General features: G+C 67.2%; 23 protein-coding genes, 1 tRNA gene and 1 pseudogene. 14 read left to right on the top strand and 11 right to left on the bottom strand.

All coding sequences use genetic code 11. From position 1 onward, the window contains the following. Window positions 1-37 precede the first annotated feature (37 nt). Window positions 38-1,315: an ABC transporter substrate-binding protein gene (locus ABT352_RS02675; protein ID WP_350941948.1), complete on the bottom strand. Its 1,278-nt coding sequence runs from the start codon at window positions 1,313-1,315 to the stop codon at window positions 38-40. Window positions 1,316-1,702: 387 nt separating this feature from the next. On the opposite strand from ABT352_RS02675, the gene ABT352_RS02670 reads away from it, so the two are divergent. The 3 genes from ABT352_RS02670 (at window position 1,703) to ABT352_RS02660 (ending at window position 4,815) form a co-directional block, all read left to right on the top strand. Then, window positions 1,703-2,533 carry an alpha/beta fold hydrolase gene (locus ABT352_RS02670; RefSeq protein ID WP_350941946.1) on the top strand — a complete coding sequence of 277 codons (831 nt, stop codon included), beginning with the start codon at window positions 1,703-1,705 and terminating at the stop codon, window positions 2,531-2,533. Between the two features lie 112 nt (window positions 2,534-2,645). Next, window positions 2,646-3,218 (top strand): AAA family ATPase, encoded by a 573-nt coding sequence (locus ABT352_RS02665; protein WP_350941945.1) that lies wholly within the window; start codon window positions 2,646-2,648, stop codon window positions 3,216-3,218. A gap of 1,186 nt (window positions 3,219-4,404) precedes the next feature. Continuing rightward, window positions 4,405-4,815, top strand: coding sequence for a RidA family protein (locus ABT352_RS02660; protein ID WP_350941944.1), 411 nt, complete (start codon window positions 4,405-4,407; stop codon window positions 4,813-4,815). 446 nt (window positions 4,816-5,261) lie between these two features. Here the strand turns inward: ABT352_RS02660 and ABT352_RS02655 are convergent, their stop codons facing one another. The 4 genes from ABT352_RS02655 to ABT352_RS02640 all read right to left on the bottom strand — a co-directional run bounded on the left by ABT352_RS02655 (window position 5,262) and on the right by ABT352_RS02640 (window position 6,936). Then, on the bottom strand, window positions 5,262-5,657 hold the full coding sequence (locus ABT352_RS02655; RefSeq protein ID WP_350941943.1) for a type II toxin-antitoxin system VapC family toxin: 396 nt from the start codon (window positions 5,655-5,657) through the stop codon (window positions 5,262-5,264). 332 nt (window positions 5,658-5,989) lie between these two features. Continuing rightward, window positions 5,990-6,062 (bottom strand) — tRNA-Ala (locus ABT352_RS02650). 266 nt (window positions 6,063-6,328) lie between these two features. Then, window positions 6,329-6,646, bottom strand: coding sequence for a hypothetical protein (locus ABT352_RS02645; RefSeq protein ID WP_350941942.1), 318 nt, complete (start codon window positions 6,644-6,646; stop codon window positions 6,329-6,331). Further along, the gene (locus tag ABT352_RS02640) at window positions 6,643-6,936 is read right to left on the bottom strand and encodes a hypothetical protein (RefSeq protein WP_350941941.1); all 294 of its coding nucleotides are present in this window, start codon (window positions 6,934-6,936) and stop codon (window positions 6,643-6,645) included. The genes ABT352_RS02645 and ABT352_RS02640 overlap by 4 nt, the downstream gene beginning before the upstream one ends. Before the next feature lie 797 nt (window positions 6,937-7,733). Between ABT352_RS02640 and ABT352_RS02635 the strand changes: the two genes are divergently transcribed. Further along, a complete protein-coding gene (locus ABT352_RS02635; protein WP_350941940.1) occupies window positions 7,734-7,991 on the top strand; it encodes a GntR family transcriptional regulator in 258 nt (85 codons plus the stop codon). A gap of 312 nt (window positions 7,992-8,303) precedes the next feature. Here ABT352_RS02635 and ABT352_RS02630 read toward each other — a convergent pair whose 3' ends face one another. From ABT352_RS02630 to ABT352_RS02620, 3 genes are all read right to left on the bottom strand, one after another. Beyond that, a complete protein-coding gene (locus ABT352_RS02630) occupies window positions 8,304-9,038 on the bottom strand; it encodes an HAD-IA family hydrolase (RefSeq protein WP_350941939.1) in 735 nt (244 codons plus the stop codon). A 29-nt stretch (window positions 9,039-9,067) separates the two neighbouring features. Next, window positions 9,068-9,187 carry a DLW-39 family protein gene (locus ABT352_RS02625; protein WP_211264163.1) on the bottom strand — a complete coding sequence of 40 codons (120 nt, stop codon included), beginning with the start codon at window positions 9,185-9,187 and terminating at the stop codon, window positions 9,068-9,070. Window positions 9,188-9,598: 411 nt separating this feature from the next. Then, the gene (locus tag ABT352_RS02620; RefSeq protein WP_350941937.1) at window positions 9,599-9,883 is read right to left on the bottom strand and encodes a GNAT family N-acetyltransferase; all 285 of its coding nucleotides are present in this window, start codon (window positions 9,881-9,883) and stop codon (window positions 9,599-9,601) included. Between the two features lie 502 nt (window positions 9,884-10,385). Between ABT352_RS02620 and ABT352_RS02615 the strand changes: the two genes are divergently transcribed. The 5 genes from ABT352_RS02615 (at window position 10,386) to ABT352_RS02595 (ending at window position 15,128) form a co-directional block, all read left to right on the top strand. Next, entirely contained in the window at window positions 10,386-10,757 is a 372-nt protein-coding gene (locus ABT352_RS02615) for an STAS domain-containing protein (RefSeq protein WP_350941935.1), read from the top strand. Window positions 10,758-10,951: 194 nt separating this feature from the next. Then, window positions 10,952-11,548: an ATP-binding protein gene (locus ABT352_RS02610; protein ID WP_350941933.1), complete on the top strand. Its 597-nt coding sequence runs from the start codon at window positions 10,952-10,954 to the stop codon at window positions 11,546-11,548. A 545-nt stretch (window positions 11,549-12,093) separates the two neighbouring features. Then, window positions 12,094-12,348: a ferredoxin gene (locus ABT352_RS02605; RefSeq protein WP_350941932.1), complete on the top strand. Its 255-nt coding sequence runs from the start codon at window positions 12,094-12,096 to the stop codon at window positions 12,346-12,348. Beyond that, a complete protein-coding gene (locus ABT352_RS02600) occupies window positions 12,345-13,736 on the top strand; it encodes an NAD(P)/FAD-dependent oxidoreductase (protein ID WP_350941930.1) in 1,392 nt (463 codons plus the stop codon). The genes ABT352_RS02605 and ABT352_RS02600 overlap by 4 nt, the downstream gene beginning before the upstream one ends. A 171-nt stretch (window positions 13,737-13,907) precedes the next feature. Beyond that, window positions 13,908-15,128 (top strand): cytochrome P450, encoded by a 1,221-nt coding sequence (locus tag ABT352_RS02595; protein WP_350941929.1) that lies wholly within the window; start codon window positions 13,908-13,910, stop codon window positions 15,126-15,128. 133 nt (window positions 15,129-15,261) lie between these two features. On the opposite strand, the gene ABT352_RS02590 is transcribed toward ABT352_RS02595, so the two are convergent. Then, complete coding sequence (locus ABT352_RS02590; protein ID WP_350941928.1) at window positions 15,262-15,978, bottom strand: YqjF family protein; 717 nt, start codon at window positions 15,976-15,978, stop codon at window positions 15,262-15,264. Between the two features lie 161 nt (window positions 15,979-16,139). Between ABT352_RS02590 and ABT352_RS02585 the strand changes: the two genes are divergently transcribed. The 5 genes from ABT352_RS02585 to ABT352_RS02565 all read left to right on the top strand — a co-directional run bounded on the left by ABT352_RS02585 (window position 16,140) and on the right by ABT352_RS02565 (window position 20,212). Next, on the top strand, window positions 16,140-16,481 hold the full coding sequence (locus ABT352_RS02585; RefSeq protein WP_350941926.1) for a putative quinol monooxygenase: 342 nt from the start codon (window positions 16,140-16,142) through the stop codon (window positions 16,479-16,481). 114 nt (window positions 16,482-16,595) lie between these two features. After that, window positions 16,596-17,162 carry a hemerythrin domain-containing protein gene (locus ABT352_RS02580; protein WP_350941924.1) on the top strand — a complete coding sequence of 189 codons (567 nt, stop codon included), beginning with the start codon at window positions 16,596-16,598 and terminating at the stop codon, window positions 17,160-17,162. Between the two features lie 203 nt (window positions 17,163-17,365). Beyond that, window positions 17,366-17,530: a hypothetical protein gene (locus tag ABT352_RS02575; protein ID WP_350941922.1), complete on the top strand. Its 165-nt coding sequence runs from the start codon at window positions 17,366-17,368 to the stop codon at window positions 17,528-17,530. Window positions 17,531-17,888: 358 nt separating this feature from the next. Then, window positions 17,889-18,893 (top strand): iron-containing redox enzyme family protein, encoded by a 1,005-nt coding sequence (locus tag ABT352_RS02570; RefSeq protein WP_350941920.1) that lies wholly within the window; start codon window positions 17,889-17,891, stop codon window positions 18,891-18,893. Window positions 18,894-18,922: 29 nt separating this feature from the next. After that, the gene (locus tag ABT352_RS02565) at window positions 18,923-20,212 is read left to right on the top strand and encodes a glycosyltransferase family 2 protein (RefSeq protein WP_350941918.1); all 1,290 of its coding nucleotides are present in this window, start codon (window positions 18,923-18,925) and stop codon (window positions 20,210-20,212) included. Here ABT352_RS02565 and ABT352_RS02560 read toward each other — a convergent pair. Both ABT352_RS02560 and ABT352_RS02555 read right to left on the bottom strand, forming a co-directional pair. Next, window positions 20,176-20,286: pseudogene (locus ABT352_RS02560) on the bottom strand (hypothetical protein); the annotation flags it as partial. The gene ABT352_RS02565 and the pseudogene ABT352_RS02560 sit on opposite strands and share 37 nt — an antisense overlap. 137 nt (window positions 20,287-20,423) lie before the next feature. Then, window positions 20,424-22,202, bottom strand: coding sequence for a serine/threonine-protein kinase (locus ABT352_RS02555; RefSeq protein WP_350941916.1), 1,779 nt, complete (start codon window positions 22,200-22,202; stop codon window positions 20,424-20,426). Window positions 22,203-22,590 lie beyond the last annotated feature (388 nt).

Genomic DNA, 22,590 nt, shown 5'->3' with positions numbered 1-22,590 from the left:
TTGGAACGGCCCGCGCCGGCGACGCTCGCGAAGGGGCCTAGCCACCGATCGCGGTCTTGATGTTGGTCACCGCCGCGTCCCACGCCTTCGCGGGATCACCCTTGCCCTGCTCGACGTTGGTGATGGCATTCGTGAACTCCGTGCCGATCGTCGTGCTCTCCGGCCCGATGAGGAACGGCTTGAGGCCGAGCAGCGAATCGGTGTAGATCTTGCCGATCGGTGCGCCGGAGAAGAACTCGTCCTTGGCGGAGGTGAGCTTCGGGTCCTGGTAGACCGACGGGGTCGCGGGCAGCGACCTGGCCTCGGAGAAGTGTTCGAGCTGGCCCTGCGGCGACTGCATGGTGGCGATGTACTCCCAGGCGGCCTTCGGGTTCTTGGCGTTCTTGGGGATCGCGAGGAAACTGCCGCCCCAGTTGCCCGAGCCGCCGGGGATCGTGGCGATGTCCCACTTGCCCTTGGTGTCCGGGGCGTTGTCGCGGATCTGGCCGAGGAACCAGACCGGTGCGGCGGCGACGGCGAAGTCCCCCCGCTTCATCGCGGCGCTCCACCCCTCGGTGAACGAGCTCTGCTTCGCGGTGATCCCGGCGGCCACGGCCTTGAGCGCCTGGTCGAAGGCGGCCCTGACCTGAGGGCTGCGTTCGTACACCAGGTTGCCCGCGGGGTCGTAGTACTTCTCCTGCCCCTGGTTGACCACCTGCGAGTAGACGCTCCCACCCGCGTTGTCGATGAACGCCTTGCCGGTGGCCGCCTTGTACTTCTTGCCGACCTCGATGAAGGCGTCCCAGGTGGGCCAGAGCTTGCCCACCTCCTCACGGTCCGTCGGCAGCCCGGCCTCCTTGAACAGATCGGTCCGGTAGGCGATGGCCATACCGCCGACGTCGGTCGGGATGCCGATGATCGAGCCGTCCTTGGCCGTGGGCTGGCTGATCACCCAGTCCAGGTAGTCACCCTTGACCTTGTCGGCACCCAGCGTGCGCAGGTCGACGAAGTTCTGCGGTTGCTGGACGAACTTGGGCAGGTCGTCGCCCTGGATCAGCACCAGGTCGGGCACCTTGCCGCCGGCGAGCGCGGTGGTGAGCGCCTGCGCCGTCTCCTGCGCGTTCCCCACCTCGGTCAGCTTCACCTGCACGTCCGGCTTCTTCTTCTGGTACTCGGCGACGGACGCCTTCTGGTTGATCCCGGTGAACGACCAGAACTCGAACGACGAGCCGTCCGATTCGCCGGAGGGAGTCCCGGACGACGAGCCTGAGCACGCTGCCATGCTGAGGGCCGCGGTAGCGGCCAACACGACCGCTGAGACGTTACGGAACTTCACGGCGACCTCTTTTCGCTTGCTGTGGTCAGGGATGCGATGGGCGGCCCGGCAACGCGAGGACGCGCCGCGCTCGCCGGGCACCTCCTCCGCGCGCAGGACGGTGCCGCGCCGCCTCAGACTCCGGATCGCGAACGCCGGACAGGTTCGACACCGCCATGCCGACCTGCCGCCTCACCTGCGAAGCCTTCTGACATCGCCCTTGAACATGAAACTTTCGGAATGTCACACCGGTCATTGATCCAGGACATTAGGGCTCTGCTGACCTGAGCGTCAATATTCTTACGGCAATGCGTCTGAAACAATCGGTTCACCGGTTTTATGTTTCGGAGACACAACGCCCTCTCCCTGAGACGACGAGACGCCTCAGGTGACGCGTAGGCTCGCCCGGTGCGGTTCGTGACGATGGACGACGGCGTGCGTTTGTGGACCGAGACCACCGGCACCACCAGGCGGTCTCGGCCCGTCGTCCTCCTCCACGGCGGCCCGGGCCTGTGGGATCACCTCCGTCCCGTCGCTCGCCTGCTTGACGACGGCACCGTCGTCCACCGCTTCGATCAGCGTGGGTGCGGCAGGTCCGACCCCTCCGACGACCAACGGATGGACCGTCTGATCGCCGATCTCGAAGCCCTACGCCGGCACTGGGAATACGACCGATGGATCGTCATCGGTCACTCGTTCGGCGCGACGCTCGGACTCGCCTATGCCTGGACCCACCCTGATCGGGTCGCGTCGCTGGGCTACCTGGCCGGCACCGGACTCGGTGATTGGAGAACGAGCTATCGAGCCGAGCGAGATCGCCGCATGACCGAACGGCAACATGGACGTCTCGCCGAGCTGGCGGCGCTGTCCGAACGCTCCGCCACGGAGGAACGGGAGTTCCGCACCCTGGCATGGTTCACCGATCACGCCGATCGCACGCGGGCGTGGGAATGGGCCGAAGCGGACGCCGGCGCTCCGTACTCGATCAACTGGGCCGCCAACCGCCACCTGAGCGCGGAGGCGGATTCGTGGTCCGATGAAACCGTAATCCGCGGCTGCCGCCAGATCACCGCCCCGGTGGCCGTCATTCACGGCACGGGTGACCCTCGGCCGGTCACCACCGCGGCCTCACTCGCCGACGCCCTGCCTCACGGCCGACTCCACGTGATGCGGGGTGCCGGTCACCATCCATGGCGTGAACAACAGAACGCGCTCCGAAAGATCTTGCAAACCCTGTAGCGGACTCGTGGTTCCGACTTCACATACAGTGCGGCCACGACCAGGAGGAGCATTCAGGTCGTTCGTCACGCAATGATCCTGGGTGTTCCCCGTTCTCCAGAACATCGATCCCATGAACCCGAGAAGGGCCACACCTGCCATGTCGCCGGACCCGGAAGACTTCATCGTGATCACCGGAGGGCCGGGATCCGGAAAGAGCACCTTGATCGATCACCTGCAGGAAGCCGGCTTCTCACGGTCGTACGAGGCAGGGCGGGGCGTCATCCAGGACCAGATGGCCATCGGGGGACGCGCACTGCCGTGGAACGACCCCGAAATGTTCGCCGAGATGATGCTCTGCTGGGAACTCCGCTCCTATCGCGACGCGGCGACGCGAAAGGCCCCCGTCTTCTTCGACCGGGGCATCCCCGACATCATCGGCTACCTCCTTCTCGAAGGCAGGCCGGTGCCCGCCCACCTTCACACCGCCGCCCGCACGTTCCGCTACCACCCGCGTGTCTTCATCGCCCCGCCCTGGCCGGAGATCTACCGACAGGACGCAGAACGCAAGCAGTCACTCGCCGAGGCGGAACGAACCTACGAGTCCATGGTCACCACCTACACCGAGTACGGCTACGAGTTGGTGCGGCTTCCTCGCGTGCCCGTGGAAGAACGCGCCCGATACGTGACCGACCACCTCCGCTGATCACTTCGGAACCACTCGTCCAGACAATTATTGACTCCCCAGAAGGACTTGTCGGCCGGATGGAGCTGCCAACAAAGCTGCGCGAACGTCTGGCCACCATGGGGCATCAGCCACCTCGATCGAACCAAATAACGCGCCCGTACCGTCTTAGGAACGAAGCCCCGGCCCGGCGATCGCCCCCAGCCATGTGGGATGCCTAACCACCGCATGGCGATCGTAAGGGGGGCACCATCCAAGAAGCTGAAGGCAGCACGTCCAGCACGTTGACTTACATGGCCAACACCATATTTGCGATTATTTGCCCCTTTTAGACGCACCCCTCAACCCCTCCCGGATAACAGTTTCATTACGGGGAGAGACGGGCAATTCTCACAAAACGCCTATTCTTCACCACGAATGGATCATGGAATTAGCGATATCCGCTGTTCGAGGGCTTGTGAGCCTTATTGAACGCGAGAGTAACTCACTTATCTCTCGTCACGGCAAACGCATGCGCACCACTAGTGTTTGACCACACGCAAAAGCCCGACTACAGAACGTCGGGCTGGCGCCCGATTTATGCCTGTAGCCGGGTTTGCTATACGTGGTTGTTAGCGACTCTAGCAGTTGGCTGCGCTCCTTGACATAAGAGGGTGCGTTCGATTGGGCTCCAGCGTGCCCTGGGAACAGGAAACTCCTGCTCCCAGCAGTACTGGAGGTTGGCATGTGCCAGCACATCGGGATGATCGCCAAGACTGGTCAGAGGTGCCCTGAGACCGGTCAGTGGGAGGTGGTCGGCTCCCCCTCTACTGTGGCGCTCATCACTAAGCACAACACCATGCCTCCTTACCGGAACGCGGGTGTGGTCTGGCGACTGAAGAGTTGCGTCTAGTTAGTTCACGATGATCTCGGGAATGGCGTAGTCAGGTGATTAGCGCTTTCCGCTGCCTGGCTACGCCAGGGCCTGAGGCTATTGTTCGATTGCGTGCCAAAGGGCGGCGTCACCAGCCGCCGGCCCCTGGAGCCTGATAGCACACCGCCGGTGTCCGGACTACTGAGGGAAGCTCAGGCCTGTTCTGTGCGGCGGCGTGACCATGGGCGGGCCGCGAGGTACGGGCGGCTTGGCCTGTGAAAATAGGAGGCGGCAGGCAGGAGGCCCACGTCAGGATGGTCGCTCTGTGCCCGATATGAAAGGAACTGAGCGACCATGCCTAGCGCCATCACTTTGATCCGCTCCGCTTCTCTATCCGACATCGCCGAGTACGCTTACGCAGCCACGGCGCCTGCCGAGTCACGACTCATCTTCCTCGCCGGAGCGTGTCCCCTGAACGAGGACGGCTCGACGGCAGCGATTGGGGACTACGCGGGCCAGGCAGCGAAAGCCATCGAGAACATGCGGGCGGCTCTCACTGCCTCCGGCGCATCGTTGCAGGACGTCATCAGCACAAGGGTTCTCGTCGCGTCCACCCGGCGGGAGGATTTGGTGGCTGCCTGGCAGGTAGTCCGGGACTCGTTCGGTGACCATGACGTACCGAGCACCTTGATGGGAGTCACCGTGCTTGGTTACGACGGCCAGCTCGTTGAGATCGAAGCCGTCGCCGCCGTACTTGATTCCTGAGCAGTAAGGCCCTGTCTGGGCAGCGGCGGCGTGACCATGGGCGGATCGCATGGTCCGGGCGGCGCGGCCGGCGTACGGGGACGGCCCCGAGTCCTGCCCGCACGCCGGGACCAGCCCTCAGGCCGCATGCCAGGCGCGCGCGCCGCAGGTGCAGGGCCGAGCGACGGCGCGCAGCGCCCGCTGCCCCTTGATCGAGGACGAGTACGTACGGGATGCGATCAGCGACGTTCGTCGCGCGATCGACGAGGGCCGTGTACCCGTGCCCACCGGTTACCCCGGACGCCCATCGCTGACAGGCGAGAGCACAATTCCTCAAGGGTCTCCTTCAGAGTCCCTGAGGAGTTGCGTGAGCGCGCGAAGGCCCGCGCCGAGCAAAACCGAACAAGCGCCGGATCTCGCCAAGAGTCGGCCACCTGGCGCTGCACCCCGACCGTGCCGGTGCCCGATTAAGACAGGGCCTCGATGGGTGCTGTAGGCACCAGTTCCTGCACGGTCTGAGCGAGCTCCGCGTCGAGCGTGATGAACGCATCGGCTTGGAGCAGGGTCAGGGCGATGTACTCAGCGGCGAACGTGTCCGGCCACCCGAGTTGGTCGGCGATCTTCCACGCGGTGCTCTGAAGGACGCGGTCGCCGAGCAGTCGAATCCGTAGCCCTCGCACGTAGTTGAGCAGGCGATCGGCGTCCTTCTTGGTCATCTCACCGCGGCCAACTGCTTGGTAGAGAAGCGACAGCATCTGTGAGCGAAGAAGCGTTGGAGCCAGGATCTGATGCTCGCCGGGGATCACGGCCTCGTTATGGGCCAATCGAAGGGCCACGTCCGGCCCGATCACATACTTGGTCAACGTGACTATCTCCTCCGTAACACAGAGACGGCAAGGGACCTAGTACGGCAGGCGCCGCGCCGCTCGCCCTGGGTGCCGCCCCGAACAGTGACGGACATCGTAGGGCACAGCCCGCGCGCAGATCACAAGATCATAACGGGCTACTCCGGCACACGCGCCGCGATCATCTACAAGCACGCTACCGACAAGCGAGGGCACTAGGTCGCGAAGCAGATCGACAGTCTCGCGAGAGAACAACTCAACAGCGGGTCGGGCACGGAAGCCGAAGAAGGCCGAATAAAGATCAAAGCCCAGGCCCGGGGAACCATCCCTCACCCAGGCTTTCATATGAGTGGAGCCTAGGAGATTCGAACTCCTGACATCCTGCTTGCAAAGCAGGCGCTCTGCCAACTGAGCTAAGGCCCCGAGATCCAAGCGGGTACCTGGGAGGGGACCTGCTTCAGTCGTACACGGTAGCAACAGGAGCCGCTCCGACGCCAATTGGATTGGCAGGACGCCGGCATGTCGTACCGAGCGAAACAACCGGAAGTCGTGGGGTCCCAGGGCACGGGACCGGCCTCGGCCATGAACCCGTCGGGCGGTATGGGCTTGAGCCGGAGCGAGGCAGTGCGTCGTGGACGGCACGGCGACCCCTGGGACCGGGGAAAGGATGGGGTCGCCGTGCCCGTTCGTCAGAAGTGGCCGATGGTGACCGAGCTGGAGGTGAGTGCCCAGCGGTGGAGGACGGTCGTTTCGGCCTCGTGCATCTGGGTTTTCAACCCCTCCAGGGTGCGGTCGCAGATGATGAGGGGTTCGGGGGTGGGCCAGGTGGCGATGGCGTGGAAGAGGCGGCTGCCGGTGCCGTAGAGCACCGACCAGCCTGGGCGGGTGGCCTGCAGCATCGCGGCCTCGGCGCGGGCCTCGTGATCCCAGGTGTAGCGCGGGACCGCGATGACGGCCTGGCCGTCGCGGTGACGGCCCCGGGCAGCGGACAGGCAGCGGCGGATCATGAGATCACCTGCCCGGCCTGCTCCCGCTCCGGTACCTTCCGTGCCACCTGCTCGTGTGCTGCCTCCTCCACCTCGCGGGCGAAGGTCTCCTGGCGGTCGGTCTCGGTCCGCAACGCCTCCAGGTCGTCGGCGTCGACGGTCCGCTCGGCCCCGGCATGGGTGGCCACCTCGGAAAAGGGCCGTTCGCGGCTGGCCCACAGCCGTCCGGCGTCGCTGAGGATCAGCCGCCAGCCGGGAATCGTCGTGGGACTACTGGTGGGCTCTGGGTGGGTGGAACTACCATCTGTCACTGATTGGACCTCGATCCGATCAAAGGCCCGCCCGGTCGTTCGCAGCGTGGGGCGGGCCTGCCTCATGCAATGGAGGGGTTCGCCGTACCGGCCAGGTGACCGGCACGAAGATGGGGTGACCGCTGAGCGGTTCGGTGCGCAGGTGGTTCTTCGCCTCGGACGGGACACGAGGCGATGCCGGGAGCCCAGCCCAGACGGCCTGGTAGGAGCGGTCCCTGACGGCGACGCCGGACGCGGGCGACAGAGCCTCCGCCGAAGCGACGACACCGGTACGAGCCGTTCGGCGGACGCACTCCGCTCAGGACGACGCTGCTCGGGGATCGGCGGCATTCCCTCGATGGATCGCTGAGCGGGGATCACGGCGGCCGGGGCCACAGGGGCGGGCTCGAAGCACGGCAGGGAACGGTCTCCGGTACGACGAACCCGCAGCCGGATATCCATCAGGTCGCCGGAAGGCTGGACGTACTCGTGATCGGCGGGCCGATCAGGGCAGCCGTGCGCGTAAGGGGCATGCCCGCAGGTCGCACACCCCATCGGCATCGGCGACACCTCGGCGAAACAGCCGCAGCCACTCATCATGGCCCGGTCGAGAACCGGGGCACTAGGGTTAGGCATCGGGTCAGGACTACCTTCCTGATCAAGGGCCCGTTCAGTCGTTGCAGCGCTGGACGGGCTCGTTTTTGATCTTACTTCACTACCCTTAACAACTATGAAGTATGAACATCTGTTGTCGTCAGTTATTTACAGCTATTCATGGTGGGTATCTCGGGGCAATAAGAGATGTCTACGGTGATCAAGTGACGATAGCGTGGCGCGCAAACCAGCCGAAATGGGTACAGATCGCCAATGTGATCAAGGATCGCATTCGTAACGGCACCTACGTAGTCGACGAACCCGTCGCCAGCGAACACCTGATCGTCCAGGAGTTCGGCGTATCCCGGCCGACGGCTCGCAAGGTGCTGGTGCGCCTTCGCGGGGAAGGCGTCGTCTACGCCGTCCGAGGTTTGGGAACGTTTGCGCGATCTCCCGACGATTGGGAGCCAGCCGAAGATTGAGGTCTTCGGCGCATAGACACAAGCAGCCATTTGTTCGATTTTGTCACCAAGCCATCACTCTCCACCCCGGACCACAGAAGCATCATGCAGTCACACTGTGCAGCAAAGCAACTGCTGTACGTATAGTTTTTTCGCCAAATCCCCAGCACACTGAACAGCACGACGAAGAGCCTGCGGTTCGGCATCACCGCTTGGGCCATGAACTGCGACGGCCAGTGCACGGAGATGCACATTCGCCCGTGGGAGGAGCGGTCAAAGGCTGATCCCTGTTCGGCCCTGTTTTCTCCGCCGTCGAGCCGGACTACTTTCCCGTCAGCGGGACGCGGCGGCCAAGGGTGCTTCGGCGGGAACGCCGCCAAGGAGGCCGGGCAGGCATGTGATGGAGTCGAGGATGTGGGTGGCTCCGCCGTTGAGGAGGCGTTCCCTGCTGTGGACTCCGGTCATGATGCCGACGACCATCGTCGCGCCGGCCCGGCGGCCGCTGAGCATCTCGCTCTCGGAGTCACCGACGACGGCGACCTGGCGTACGTCCTCGATGCCGAGGCGCATGACCGCGTTGAGGATCATGTCGGGCATGGGGCGTCCTCGTCCGGCGTCTTCCGGGCACAGGGCGAGGTCGAGCCTGTCGGACCAGCTCAGGACGCTCAGCACGCGGCTGAGGGTGACGCGGCTGAAGCCGGTGGTGAGGCAGATCTTGACGTCGGCGTCGCGGAGCCTGTCGAGTGCCCCGACGATCCCGGGGAGCGGGGCCAGGCCCGCGCGTGCGATGGCGCCCTCGTAGGAGCGCTCGAAGGTCAGGTTGGCCGCCTGGGCCTGGGCTTCGTTGTCCGGGAAGATGCCTCGGAAGACGTCGATGGTGGGACATCCCCGGGACCGGTGCACGTGCACCATGGCACGAGCGTACGCACCGGTCCCGGGCACGATGCCCTGAGTGGCGATCGCCTCGGCGAACGCCCGCTCGACCATGGCGACATCACCGATCGTGGTGCCTGCCAGATCCAGGCAGACAAGCCTGATGGGTGTTATTCCATCTTGGGCAAGGACCATGAAAGCACCCGAATCGGTAGCCGCGTATGTCAGTTTTCGCTGCCGGTGGCCTCGGTCCACAGGTCGAGCTCGGCGCGGTCGGCCTGCACCTTGCGCCAGACCAGCAGCCCCCCGAGGGCGACGAGCGCCAGAACGAGCAACTTCTTCACGGTGTGACCCCACTTCTTGAGAAGTCTCACCTGCCGGGGTGAGACAACGCCCGGTTCGAACGGTTCCCTGCAGCCTAGCAAGGGATCGGGCGGTGATCCGGTCCGTACGACAGGCCCAGGGCCGATCTACACCAACCGGGTGATTTTCAGCATCATGCCGTACGGAACGCGTTCCGACGATCACGATCTACCGTGAGTCTTGTCGCGAAACCGTCCTGGTTCTCACGATAACCCCGGTGAAGCGGCCACTTTACCCGCCCGGAGGTTCCGGTCCTCGGCCGCCCGGGAATGGTAGCGCCCGCCACGGGAACGACCAGCGCGTTCACCCGCTCCGGACCGATTACCCGGAGCGCGAATGACACAAACCCGCTCGGCATGGGGCGTTACAGGCGACGACACGCCCGGGGAGGTTCAGGTGTTTTCGACGAGATCGGCGTAGTCGGGGTGGCGGTCGATCCACTCCCGTACGAACCAGCAGAGGGGGACGACCTTCGCGTTCTCCGCACGGGCCGCGTCCAGTGCCGTTTGGACGAGTGCGGCGCCGATCCCCTGGCCCTCGTACTCCGGCTGGACCTTGGTGTGGGGATAGACGATGACACCATCGCGCCGGATGAGGTCCAGCCGTCCGGCCGGCCTGCCGTCCACCTCGGCCACGAAGGAATCGCCGCCGGGAGAGAGCTTGACGTCCGCCTGCATGGGGGTCCTCCTTCGCCGGGCCGCCATACGGTCGTACGGCGGTCTCTTGGTCAGCCGTTCCCGCGTGGCGTTCATTCCCGGCCCCGACTTACCCTCGCCAGAACATGACATTCATCTTGAAAAGCCGAATTTCCCCATAAGGGAGATCTGTCGTGGAAAGCAGTCGAACGGACACCGCAGATCATTGATCTCGCGAGCCGGGGTTCGTCGGCGACGGTCCCCACCCCACGCGCTCCGGATCGTCGAACCGTGCGACCGGACGGCGGTGCCGACCGCGGGTCCTGGCACCGTAACCACAGTGGGATAACGCCTGGTTGCTCCTCAGTTGTACCGTAAGGGTTCTCTAGAGGAATTCGGAGGATCGTACGCTGAGAGTGACCGAATCGGCCCTTGCCCCGACTCTCGGGGCGATCATGCTCTCCCATTCCGATACGGGCATCACGCCCGGCTGCCGTCTCTCGGCCGTGCTCTCCTCCCACCAACCGTCTGCAGAGGTATATCCGTGAGCGCTACCGTCCGCGTGACCGACGTGTCCGACCCCGCCGCGCAGGAGACGCTTCTCCTCGCGCTGGCCGGCGAACTGGACTACAGCAACGCCGAGCGCTTCCACCACGACCTGCAGGACGCCATCGGTGAGAGCAGGGGCGACCTCGTCATCGACCTGACCGAGCTGACCTTCTGCGACTCCACGGGGATCCAGAGTTTCCTGAAGACCCGTCAGACCGTCCAGGACCGCGGCGGCAACATCGTCCTGACCAACCTGCATCCCCGCCTGGAGAGGCTCTTCCACCTGACCGGCCTCGCCCAGGCCTTCGGCATCCAGCCCACCGTGGCCGACGCGCTCAAGGCCCTGCGACCGAGTCAGCCGTCGTAACCGATCCCGGCCCCGCCCGGCCGCCGCTCGCCGAGAGCACGACCGAGCGAACATCTGTTGGTCCCGACGGTCGTAAGTTGGCAATGAGCGGGCAGGTGTCTAGCATCGTGTAACTCGTCAGCAACGCCCTGATTCTGGAGCAAGTCGGCGCGCCCCCCGGTGACTGCCAGATAAGGCGATCTCAAGGGGGTGTCGTGACCGGCGACCACGGCCAGCACTGGCCGATCGACGAGGACCTCAGCGGTCTGCGGGAGCGTCTCCAATATCACGCCGTTCAGGCAGGCATGCGGGGCGAACGGTTGGACGACCTCCTCCTCGTCACCAACGAGGCGGTCATCAACATCCTGGAGCACGGCGGCGGCAAGGGCACGCTGGCCATCTGGCAGAACGAGACCCACCTGACCGTCGACGTCACCGACACCCTGGGGCTCCTGACCACCCGGTTCGTTCCCAGCGAACGTCCCACGGGGACGGTCCGCGGGTTCGGCCTGTGGCTGATGAACCAGCTGTGCGACGAGTTCGCCATCGACCAGACGGAGCAGGGGTCACGCGTCCGCCTGCGCATGCGCCTCGTCCCTCCGGCGGAGGGGAACGGGGCCGGTGATCCGGCCGACTCCGCGCGGTCCCCCGTCACCTCCGGCGCCACCGACTCCGCGCGGTTCACTTCCACCCCCAGCACCATGGACCACGTACGGACCGGCCCCATCTCCAGCGCCGCCGATCCCGGCCGGGGTGTCTCCGATCCCGTACGGGACGATCCAGGCCAGGACGAACTCCAGGTCTCGCTCTAGGGGCTCCGGGTCTCGTTCCAAGAGTTCCGGTCCCGTGCCAAAAGAACTCGGAGAATTTCCGAAACGCCGTTCAGGGGCGGTCTTCGCGGTCCGGCGGCCGCGGCGAAGGGATCACCTGTCGCGCCGCCCCCGGCCCGCCCCTTCTTCGTACGCAATCCTTGACCGTCATCTGGCGGGAGATCGACGTACCGGACAAATGCCCGCGATATGATTATTTGGCCAGGTCAGCGCCTTAATAGGTGACCTCGCGGAGAAAACATCCGCGATGCCCGCAGGGCTTTTCCGGAACACCGGCCTCCCTCTGGAAAGCGAAACCAGGAAACCGACACCACTCCCACGTCGTCCCGGCCCCTCCTGGGCCTTCCGGAGCGGCCTTCAGGAGCGGCCTTCCGGAGTTCACCGCGTCTCCGGCGGCGCGCGAAGCCACCCGCCCCGGTCAACACCCGCCGGAACGATGCCGAGACCGCCACCTCAGAAGTCGCCCCCGTTCTCCCGGTTCTCTCCGTCTCACTCAGCCGTACGCAGGTTCGGAAGGGATGGTCGATATGAGGGTTGTCGTCGATCTGGCGCGGTGCCAGGGATACGCGCAGTGTGCCTTCCTGGCCCCGGACACGTTCCGGATGCAGGGCGAGGAGGCGCTCATGTTCCACTCCAGCCCGGACGAGGCGCAGCGGGAAGCGGTCCTGCGCGCGGCGGCCGCCTGCCCGGTCCAGGCGATCCTGGTCGACCTGCTGGACACCGTCGCGATCCCGCCCGTGACCGCGGCGACGGCCGCGACGAGCGGAACGAGAACGGTGTGACCGGCGGGCGGAGCGGGGAGACGTTCCCGCACGACGGCCGCATCGTCATCGTCGGCGCCTCCCTCGCGGGACTGCGGGCCGCCGAAGCGCTCCGCGACGAGGGCTTCACCGGCTCGCTCACCCTCGTCGGCGACGAGGTGTGCGAACCCTACGACCGGCCTCCGCTGTCCAAGCAGGTCCTGACGGGCTGGGTGCCCGCGAACGGCACCGCGCTACCGCGGCGCCGTGAGATCGACGCGAACTGGCTGCTCGGCGTGCCCGCCTCCGGGCTGGACCTCGCGGGCAAGCGGGTGGACCTCGCGGACGGACGTGAGGTCCCCTTCGACAGGTTGCTGATCGCCACCGGCGTGCGCGCCAGGCCCTGGGCCGACGAGTCCGAGGCGGCTCTGGACGGCGTGTTCGTGGTACGCACGCGCGAGGACTCGGGCCGCCTGTGGGAGCGGCTCGCCGCCGGGCCCGGTCGGGTGCTCGTCGTCGGGGCCGGTTTCGCCGGTTCCGAGATCGCCTCGGTGTGCCGTGGGCTCGACATACCGGTGACCGTCGCCGAGAGCGCCGAGGCCCCGCTGGTGGGAGCCCTGGGAGGCATGGTCGGCTCGATCGCCGCGAACCTCCAGCGTGCCCACGGCGTCGACCTGCGCTGCGGCGTCAAGGTCACGCGGCTGGAGGGGGACGAGCGGGGACGGGTGCGCCGCGCCCACTTCTCCGACGGCGACACGGTCGACGCCGACGTGGTGGTGGTCGCCCTCGGCGGCGTGCGCAACACCGAGTGGCTGCGGGACTCCGGGCTGGCCGCCGGTGTCTGGGGCGTGGCCTGCGACTCGGGCTGCCGTGCGTTCGACGTCAACGGCCTCGTCACCGACGACGTCTTCGTCGCCGGGGACGTGGCACGCTGCCCGCACCCGGTCTACGAGTATCGATTCCTGTCGCTGGAACACTGGGTCAACGCGGTGGAACAGGCCCAGGTCGCGGCCCACAACATGGTGAGTTCACCGACCGACCGCTGGCCGCACCTGTCCATGCCGGCGTTCTGGTCGACGCAGTTCGGCGTCAACATCAAGTCCGTCGGTGTCCCCGTCCTGTCGGACGAGGTCGTCGTGACGCAGGGATCGGTGGAGGAGCACCGTTTCGTCGCCGCGTACGGTTACCGCGGCCGGGTCACCGCGGCGGTCAGCTTCGACAACGCCAAGTGGCTCGACCACTACCGGCACCTGATCGAGACGGCGGCCCCGTTCCCGCCCTCCTGTCCCACCCCCGACCAGCCCGCCGACATGAAGCCCGTGCCCGCCCACTTCCCCGACCGGGAGATCATCACCCACGGGGCGACGGTGGTGGTCACCGGCTACCAGCCGAGTGAGCGGCGCGTGGCGTTCGCGCGACCGGGCGGTTGATCCGTTGAACCGGGCCGTCGACCTGTCCTGCCGGACGGCTCACCCGTTCGAACCGGCCGACCCGCCCTGCCGGAAGGCCGCCCCTGTCGACCCGCCCGGCCGGATGACGGACCCGTTCGGATCGATCCGGCCGGGGCGGCGGGAACCGGCGACACCCTAGGAGAAGCGGTCATGACAGTCACCCATCCGTCCAGCGTCTTCCAGCGCATCCTCGACCACTCCAGCCGGGCCGATCCGTACCCGCTCTACGCCGAGCTGCGCAAAACCCCGGTGGCCCGGCAGGAGGACGGTGGCTACATCGTCAGCACCTACCGGGAGATCACCGCACTGCTTCACAACCCGCATCTCAGCTCCGACACCGACAATCTCGACAACCCCGGCCCCGCCGCCGCCGGCCGCGAGGACCCACCGGCGTTCATCGGCCTCGACCCGCCGCGCCACGACCGGCTGCGCCGCATGGCGATGCGGTACTTCGGCCCCCCGCACTCGCCCAGGCTGGTGGACGACATGCGTCCCGACCTGAAGGCGATCGTCACGAACCTGATCGACAACCTGGTGACCAAGGACGAGATCGACATCGTCGACGACTTCGCCTACCCCTTCCCCGTCACCGTGATCTGCCACCTGCTCGGCGTACCCCGCGAGGACGAGCCGCGGTTCCACGGGTGGGTCGAGGCGATCGTCGCGGTGCTCGACTTCAACCCCGCGACGGACCCCGAGGAACGCGTGCGGGAGGGCATCCAGGCCCGCAAGGACCTCAGGGCCTACCTCGCCGAACTCCTGGAGAGCCGTCGTGGCCGGCCTCCGGGCGACGACCTGCTCTCCCGGCTGGCCAACGACGAGGGACCCGACGGGCGCATGACGGACGAGGAGATCGTCAGCACCGCGAACCTGCTGCTCATCGCGGGCCACGAGACGACCGTCAACCTGATCACCAACGGCGTGCTGACGCTGCTGCGCCACCCCGACGTGCTGGAACGCCTGCGCCGCGAGCCCGAAATGATCATTCGGACGGTCGAGGAACTGCTGCGCTACGAACCTCCGGTGCATCTCATCCCCTGGCGGGCCGCCTACAGCGACCTCACCGTCGCGGACACCGTCATCCCGAAGGGCTCGCAGATCACGCTCGTGCTCGCCTCCGGCAACCGCGATCCCTCCTGCTTCCGTGACCCCGACCGGTTCGATCCCGACCGGCGGGACAACCAGCACCTCGGCTTCGGCGGGGGCGTCCACCTGTGCTTTGGCGCTCCACTGGCCCGGTTGGAGACGCAGATCGCGCTGACCGAACTCGTGCGCAACCTGGAGAACCCTCGGCTCGCCGCCGATCCGCCCCCGTACCGGCAGAGCGCGGTCCTGCGCGGCCCGCGCCACCTCCTCGTCAGGCAGGGATGACGGACGGTACGGCCGTCCCTCTCCGACAGAGGTCACCTCAAGCAGAGGTCACCGCGGCCCGGGTCACGCCACGCCCCCGGGTCCGGGCGGGAGGGCCCGCGTCACCGGGTCCGCCGAGGGGAGAGCCCGCGCGTCACCGGGTCCACATCCCGATCCGCACCGGCACCCCAGGGGAGGCGTGCAGTACGGGAGCGTGATCGGGTGCGTCGAGACCGCCCGCCTGGAGCAGGTCCTGGTCCAGATGGACCAGCCGGGCGTGGCGCAACGGCCAGTCGGGGTGCTCGACCTGGGCGGTGACCGTTTTACCGGCGATCGTGGTGAAAAGCCGATAGCGGGCGGTCAGGAAGTGCGCCAGTTCGTCACGCTCGGGCTCGGTGAACGGCGGGCCGTGCTCCACGATCGCGTCGCACCGCGCCCCCACCGGCCCCGGCAGGCGTCTCCGGCAACGGTAGCCGCGCCGCTCGCCGACGGCACTCACCGCCATCCGGGACCAGAAGTACGGCAATCCGTACCCGACTCGCGCGCCGAGCACCGCGAGCAGGCGCCCGGCGTCCAGCGAGAGGAACCAGATGCCGTCACGCCCCTGCTCGTCCCGTACGTAGGTACGCACGTTCGTCTCGGGAAACCGCGACAGCCACGGCAGGGCGGGCACGCCCGGTGCCCGCACGTCCTCCATCAGAAAGGTGGTGAGGCCGACCCAGGCCGTGCCGTCGAAGGTCTCGGCCGTGAGTCCGGGAGGCAGCAGCCGTTGGATCACGGCGGGTGGGTACCGCCAGTGCATGAAGGTCATCTCGGACCAGCGGTGGTACATGACCGGGTGGGACAGGTGAGGGGACGGCGGAGCCTGCATGATCCGCTCCTTCTCTGGTGGTGGCGGTGCCCGGGCGAGGGTGTCCGCCACTTATCTTGGCCATGACGCCGGGTGTCGTCCCCGGCGACATCCGTCTCGACGTAAACAAGGCCAGACTTCCAACGAAACAGATTCCCGAACAGAGCCGAAGGGGCCAATTCGTGATCTTCATCGCCGTCAAGTTCACCGTCCGTCCCGAGCGAGCCGACGAGTGGCTCGCACTCGTCGACGACTTCACCCGGGCCACCCGCGACGAGCCGGGAAACATCTTCTTCGAATGGTCCAGGAGCGTCGACACACCCGACCAGTTCGTTCTCCTGGAGGCGTTCGCCTCGTCCGCCGCCGGTGCGGCGCACGTGGGATCGGAGCACTTCAAGACCGCCATGACCTGGATGCCCGATGTGGTGGCGACGACACCGGAGATCATCAATGTTGAGGTGCCCGGCGAGGGCTGGTCGCGGATGGCGGAGGTGACGCCCCGGGCGAGCCAGGACCATCCGTAGGGAAATTATTGGTTCGCCTTCCGCTCTCCCACGCCCCTCGGATGGATTTGTCGCGCCAAAAGGGTAGGGCAGGCCGGACACGAGGGGAGAGAGAACATGGGTGATCATCAGACAGTGCCCGAACTGATGGGTGAGAACGACGTGGTGGATCTGCTGCTGGCCCAGCACGCGTTGATCCGCGACCTGTTCGACGAGGTGAAGAAGGCCTCGCCGAGCGAGCGGCCGGAGGCGTTCCAGCGCCTGGTGCGGCTGCTGGCGGTGCACGAGACCGCCGAGGAGGAGATCGTCCACCCGTACGCGCGCCACAAGATCGAGGACGGTGACGCGGTGGTGGACGACCGGCTGGCCGAGGAGAACGAGGCCAAGCAACTGCTCATGGAGATGGACAAGGCCGGCGCCGACGATCCGCGGTTCGCGGAGAACCTGGCGGTGCTACGGGCGGCGGTGACGGCCCACGCCCGCAGCGAGGAGCGCTACGAGTTCACCCGGCTGCGCGCCGAGACCAACGCCGCCGAGCGCCGGGCCATGGCGGTGGGGGTGAAGGCGGCCGAGGCGATGGCTCCGACCCACCCGCATCCCGGGGTGGAGTCGGCGACCAAGAACCTGCTGGTGGGCACACCGGTCGCGATGATGGACCGGGCCCGTGACGTGATCCGCCAGGCCATGGGCAAACAGGGCTGAACGGGTCGTCGCCCCGGCCCGCGTTCCCCGATCGGGGAGCGCGGGCCGCACGCGTGGAGCGAGATCTCACCCCTGGGTGCCGGATGCCGGAGCCCCCTCCCCGGCTCCGGCACCCGGCACCCGGCACCCGGGACTACACCGGTCGACGCGCAGGACGGCGTCTCGCCCGGGTCCACCAGCGACTCGTAGTGACGTGCTCCTCCTTGATCAGCCCGATCTCCTTGGACGCCTACGTGCGCGACTTCTCCGTCCGGGTGGCCTCCGACTGCGTGGCCCACATCCATCCCGACCTCGCCGACGCGTCACTGCGGATGATGGAGCGCAACATGCGCGCCGAACTCCTTCCCGCCGAACGCTGCCCGGGATGACCCTCGGCTCGACGCACCCCGCACCGGCTCCGGCGCCCGCCGACCGCTGTCACCTGGGATGACGGTGTTCACCCTGATCGCTCCTCCCTTCGGCCGCGACTCTCCTCACGGCTTGCACCGCCGGGAGGTTAGCTCGGTAAAGATGAGGGCATCAGGGACATATGGTACGGGTGTTCGATAAGTCGATATACGGCCACATATCTACAGACGGCGGCATGCACATCGGGACCCATTCATCCACCAGGCCGGAGAGCCCGCCGCGCGGCCTCGCGGGGAGAGACCCCTCGGGAACCTGAAGCTCCACCGGTCCATCACCCCCCCTTCCACCCGCAGCCTTTCGCCGACACGGGAGATCGTGATGCAGCTTCCCACGCCTCGGGGTCCCCTTACCGCCGCGCTCTTCGAACGGCTGAGGCGTCCGCCCCACCCCTTCGACCCACCGCCGGCACCGGCCGAAACTCCCGCCATCGCCGACGAGGATCTCCAGCTGGCGCTCTTCACCTGCTACGAGCTGCACTACCGGGGCTTCGAGGAGGTGGACGAGGAGTGGGAATGGGAACCGTCGCTGCTGGCGATGAGGAAGGTGCTGGAGCGACGGTTGGAGAACGGTCTCGCGCGAGCCGTACCCCGCCCGCCGTGCCCACCGGACGTGCCCGTGCGACGTGCCCTGGCCGAACTGGTGACCGCCGACGACGGCCCCTCCCTGTCGGCCTTCCTCGCCCGGCGAGCCGATCTGGAGCAGTTCCGCGAGTTCGTCACGCACCGGTCGATCTACCACCTCAAGGAGGCCGATCCGCACACCTGGGCGATCCCCCGGCTGGACGGCCGCCCCAAGGCGGCGCTGGTGGAGATCCAGGCGGACGAGTACGGCGGCGGGCGCGTCGAGAAGATGCATTCCGAGCTGTTTCGGGCCACCATGCGCGGGCTGGGCCTGGACGACTCCTACGGCGCCTACCTCGACCGGGTCCCGGCGATCACACTGGCGATCTCCAACACCATGTCGCTCTTCGGTCTTCACCGACGCCACCTCGGGGCGCTGCTCGGCCACCTGGCGGCGTTCGAGATGACCTCCTCGGCCCCCAACCGCCGCTACTCCACCGGACTGCGCAGGCTGGGCGGCGACGAGGCCGCGAGGCGCTTCTACGACGAGCACGTACAGGCGGACGCCGTCCACGAGCAGATCGCCGCGCACGACATGTGCGGCGGCTTCGTCCGCGAGCACCCCTCGCGGGCCGGCGACGTCCTGTACGGAGCGGCCTGCGCCCTCACCCTCGATCGGCTCTTCGCCGAGCACGTCATGGATCACTGGCGGTGCGGTGCCTCCTCACTGCGCGAGACGAACGTGATGGCGGAGAGCCGCTGACGAACCCCGACACGGAGACGGACCCCGACATGGACCCCGATGTGGCCCTCGATATGAACCCCGGCGTGGACCCCGGCGTGGACCCCGGCGTGGACCCCGGCGTGGACCCCGGCGTGGTCCCCGGCGTGGACCCCGGCGTGGACCCCGGCGTGGACTACGTGCTGCCGCTGCGCTGGAGTGACGACGCCGGTCTTGAGGAGTTCACCGCCTACCTGCGCCGGCTGCGCCCGCTCGTCCGCGTCATCGTCGTCGACGGCTCACCCGCCGCGCTGTTCGCCCGGCACGCCGCCCGCTGGGAGGGCCTCGCGCTGCACGTACGGCCCGACGGTGACCTCGACTTCGCCAACGGCAAGGTCAACGGGGTGATCACCGGGTTGCGCCTGGCCCGCGCGGAGCACGTGGTCATCGCCGACGACGACGTCCGCTACGGCGAGGGCGAACTGGCCAGGATCGACGCCCTGCTGAGGAACGCCGACCTGGTACGCCCGCAGAACCACTTCGATCCGATGCCCTGGCACGCCCGCTGGGACACCGCCCGCACCCTGCTCAACCGCGGTTTCGGCGCCGACTATCCCGGCACGTTCGGGGTGCGCCGCTCGACCTTCCTCGCGATGGGCGGCTACGACGGGGACGTCCTGTTCGAAAACCTTGAGCTGATCCGCACCGTCCGCGCCCACGGAGGCCGGGAGGATCGCCCGCTCGATCTCTACGTTCGCCGCCTGCCGCCCGATCCGCGCCATTTCTGGTCCCAGCGGGTTCGCCAGGCCTATGACGACCTCGCGCAGCCGGCCAGGATGGCGTTCTTTCTCGCCATCGCACCCGCTCTCGCCGTCGCGCTGCTACGACGGCGCCCCGGACCGGCCCTGGCCGGGGCCGGGCTGGCGGTGGGCCTGGCCGAGATCGGTCGTCGCCGCGCGGGCGGGCCACAGGTCTTTCCCTTCACCGCCGCGCTGTTCGCCCCGGTATGGCTGCTGGAACGGGCCGTCTGCAGCTGGCTCGCCCTCGCGACCCGATTTCTGCGCGGCGGCGTCTTCTACGCCGGACGCCGGATACCGGCCGCCGCCCACCCGCCCCGCCTGCTCAGAAGGCGCGCTCGGACGCGTGCTCAGAGGCGCGCTCGGACACCTGCTCAGACGTCTACCCAGACTCAGACGTGTGCTCAGACTCAGAGGTCTGCTCAGGCCGCCGCGTCCGGCTCGCTCGCGGCCCGGAAACCGGCCCGCTTGTGCGAGCCGTCGCAGAACGGCTTGGAAGCGGACAGGCCACAACGGCACAGCGCCACCGTCGTCCGGCCGGGATCGATGACGGCCCCGTCCTGAGTGAGCAGGGTGAACGGCCCTCGGATCAGCAGCGGCCCGTCCTCACAGGAGGTCACCGTGACCGAATCATCCATTTTTGAGCGCATATCGCCCCTGTGCCCACCGCGCCCCGGAGAAAACGCCGGTTCCGCGCCCTGACGGACCCGCCCCCGTTCCATCGATTTACCCGCCCATTGCTCAGCAGACCGTACACATACCGCTCGCGGCCTCGTCAGCGGGAGACGTAGCAGTAGTTCGAACTGTTCTTGAAACGGTGGACGGCCTTCGGCTCGTCGAACCGCCACCGGCAGCCGGCGTCACGTTTGGCCTGGGTCAGATACATGGTCCGGTCTCCCTTCCGCATGACGCAGTACGCCCCCGGCGTGGGAGTTTTCCGGTATTCCACCCACTCCCAGCCGATCGTCCTGCAGTATTCGGTGAAATGGCCGGGACCGAGCTCGACGAGCCGCGTCGGTTCGGGCGACGAGCGTCCGGGGCGCGAGTCTCCGCTCGAAGGTTCGGTACGGGTGGAGGGTTCGCGGGAGGGCTGGGGCACCGCCGGTTTCGTCGCGGGGCGGCTGCTCGCGACGGGATCGGACACCGATGATGTGGGAACCGCCTCCGGAGAGACGGTCCCCACACCGATGGAGGCCCAGATGGGGCCCGCGACGTCCCTCGGCGTTCCTGTCCCACCGCTCGTTTCTGCCTCCCCGATCGTTCCTGTCCCACCGCTCGTTTCCGACTCGTCGATCGTTCCTGTCCCACCGGTCGGCGCCGACGAGGTCCGCGGCCCGCCGGCCACCGGCACGGTCGAGTCCCCGACGGGCACCAGAGCGACGAAGGCCCCGGCGACTCCCACGACGACCACGGCGGCGGCTACCGCGAGGACCGTCGTACGCCTCTTCCCGCGCCTTTTGAGCGTGTCCGGGTCCGTGGCGGCGCCCATGACGCCGGAAGCATCCGCTCCGCCCGGCGAACCCGCCACTCCGCCCGGCAAATCCACCGCTCCGCTCGGCGAACCCACCGCTCCGCCCCCGCTCGGGAGACTCGACTCCCTATCCCTGACCGGCGAGCCACCTCCGCCGTTCCCGCCCGGCGAACCGGGCGTCCCATCTCGGACCGGTGATCGCGAAGCGCCGTCTCCCGTGGGGGCGTCCGGTCGGTCGACGGCGGAGGTCTCCCGTGAGTCGACGGGAGCGGCCCCGTTTCCGCGCACCAGCCGATCGAGGATCTGCTGCGCCGTGGGCCTTCGGCCGGGGTCCTTGGCGAGGCACGCGGCGAGCAGGTCCCGCAGCGGTGTCTCGATCCCGTCGAGGTCGGGATCGAGGTTCACGATCCTGTTGATGATCACGGGGATGGCGTCGTCGCCGAACGGCGGACGGCCCGTCGCCGCGAAGGCGATGGTGGAGGCCCAGGCGAACACGTCCAGGGCGAGACCGGGCCGACCGGCGCTCAGTTGCTCGGGTGCCATGTAGGCGGGCGTTCCCACGACCCTGCTGGTCACCGCACCGGTCACCGCGAGGTCCCGGGCGATGCCGAAGTCGATGACCCGGGGCCCGTCCGGGCCGATCAGCACGTTCTGCGGCTTGAAATCCCGATGGACGATTCCGGCGTCGTGCAGGGCGACCAGTGCGGTGGCCGTACCGATGGCCAGGCGCTCCAGGGCGCTGCCCGAGCGCGGCCCCTCCTCGGTCACCACCTCCTGGAGCGAACGGCCAGGGACGTACTCGCTCACGATGTACGGGTGGTTTCCCCAGATGCCGAAATCCAGCACCTGTGCCGTACAAAAACGGGCGACCCGTTTCGCGACTTTCAGCTCACGTTCGAAGTCATCACGGACGGCGCTGTCCCTGCCGAGCCGGATATGGAAGAGCTTTACGGCAACAGGAGTGCCGGAATCCGCCTCACCCAGATAGACGACGCCCTGCCCGCCCTCCCCGATCCTCCGGACAATGCGATAGGCGCTGATTCGTGAAGGCTCCCCGGACTGCATGGGTTGATCGTCCGTCATGCACCCTCCCCCGGATATGAACTGTTCGACGCGAATGTCCACCGGTCGGCGAGCCGCCGGCCGGACCACACCCCGAAGACGGTGGCAGGGGCGGGCACGTCCACGGCCGGGCTCGCACGGATCGAGGTCGATGCGAGATCGTCCGGCACGTCAGGAAACATGGCCGAATCCCGAGTTTCGGCCTCAATGTCCCCGCACGGATCCATAACTCAAGTCATCATAGGATCGACATTATGCACGTACAACAATTTTCAACATATCGCCGCACCACTGAGATTGCATCTCATATAAATCCCCCGGCCATGCGACCGTGACACTCGTGCGGAATTCCCCGAACAGAGAATGACATCCCATGGGGAACGGCATGGCCGCACCGCTTCCTTCCATC

This window comes from Streptosporangium sp. NPDC000563 (assembly GCF_040299985.1).
Lineage (GTDB): Bacteria > Actinomycetota > Actinomycetes > Streptosporangiales > Streptosporangiaceae > Streptosporangium.
The sequence above is the reverse complement of the archived record's forward strand: the minus strand, read 5'-3'. Positions and strand labels throughout refer to the sequence as shown.

Bases quoted from the DNA above. Each gene is read 5' to 3' on its own strand.
- ABT352_RS02595 (WP_350941929.1), top strand. From the start codon at position 13,908: ATGACAGTCACCCATCCGTCCAGCGTCTTCCAGCGCATCCTCGACCAC.
- ABT352_RS02605 (WP_350941932.1), top strand. From the start codon at position 12,094: ATGAGGGTTGTCGTCGATCTGGCGCGGTGCCAGGGATACGCGCAGTGT.
- ABT352_RS02645 (WP_350941942.1), bottom strand. From the start codon at position 6,646: ATGATCCGCCGCTGCCTGTCCGCTGCCCGGGGCCGTCACCGCGACGGC.
- ABT352_RS02660 (WP_350941944.1), top strand. From the start codon at position 4,405: ATGCCTAGCGCCATCACTTTGATCCGCTCCGCTTCTCTATCCGACATC.
- ABT352_RS02620 (WP_350941937.1), bottom strand. From the start codon at position 9,883: ATGCAGGCGGACGTCAAGCTCTCTCCCGGCGGCGATTCCTTCGTGGCC.
- ABT352_RS02665 (WP_350941945.1), top strand. From the start codon at position 2,646: ATGAACCCGAGAAGGGCCACACCTGCCATGTCGCCGGACCCGGAAGAC.
- ABT352_RS02565 (WP_350941918.1), top strand. From the start codon at position 18,923: ATGGACCCCGATGTGGCCCTCGATATGAACCCCGGCGTGGACCCCGGC.
- ABT352_RS02630 (WP_350941939.1), bottom strand. From the start codon at position 9,038: ATGGTCCTTGCCCAAGATGGAATAACACCCATCAGGCTTGTCTGCCTG.
- ABT352_RS02555 (WP_350941916.1), bottom strand. From the start codon at position 22,202: ATGACGGACGATCAACCCATGCAGTCCGGGGAGCCTTCACGAATCAGC.
- ABT352_RS02590 (WP_350941928.1), bottom strand. From the start codon at position 15,978: ATGCAGGCTCCGCCGTCCCCTCACCTGTCCCACCCGGTCATGTACCAC.
- ABT352_RS02570 (WP_350941920.1), top strand. From the start codon at position 17,889: ATGCAGCTTCCCACGCCTCGGGGTCCCCTTACCGCCGCGCTCTTCGAA.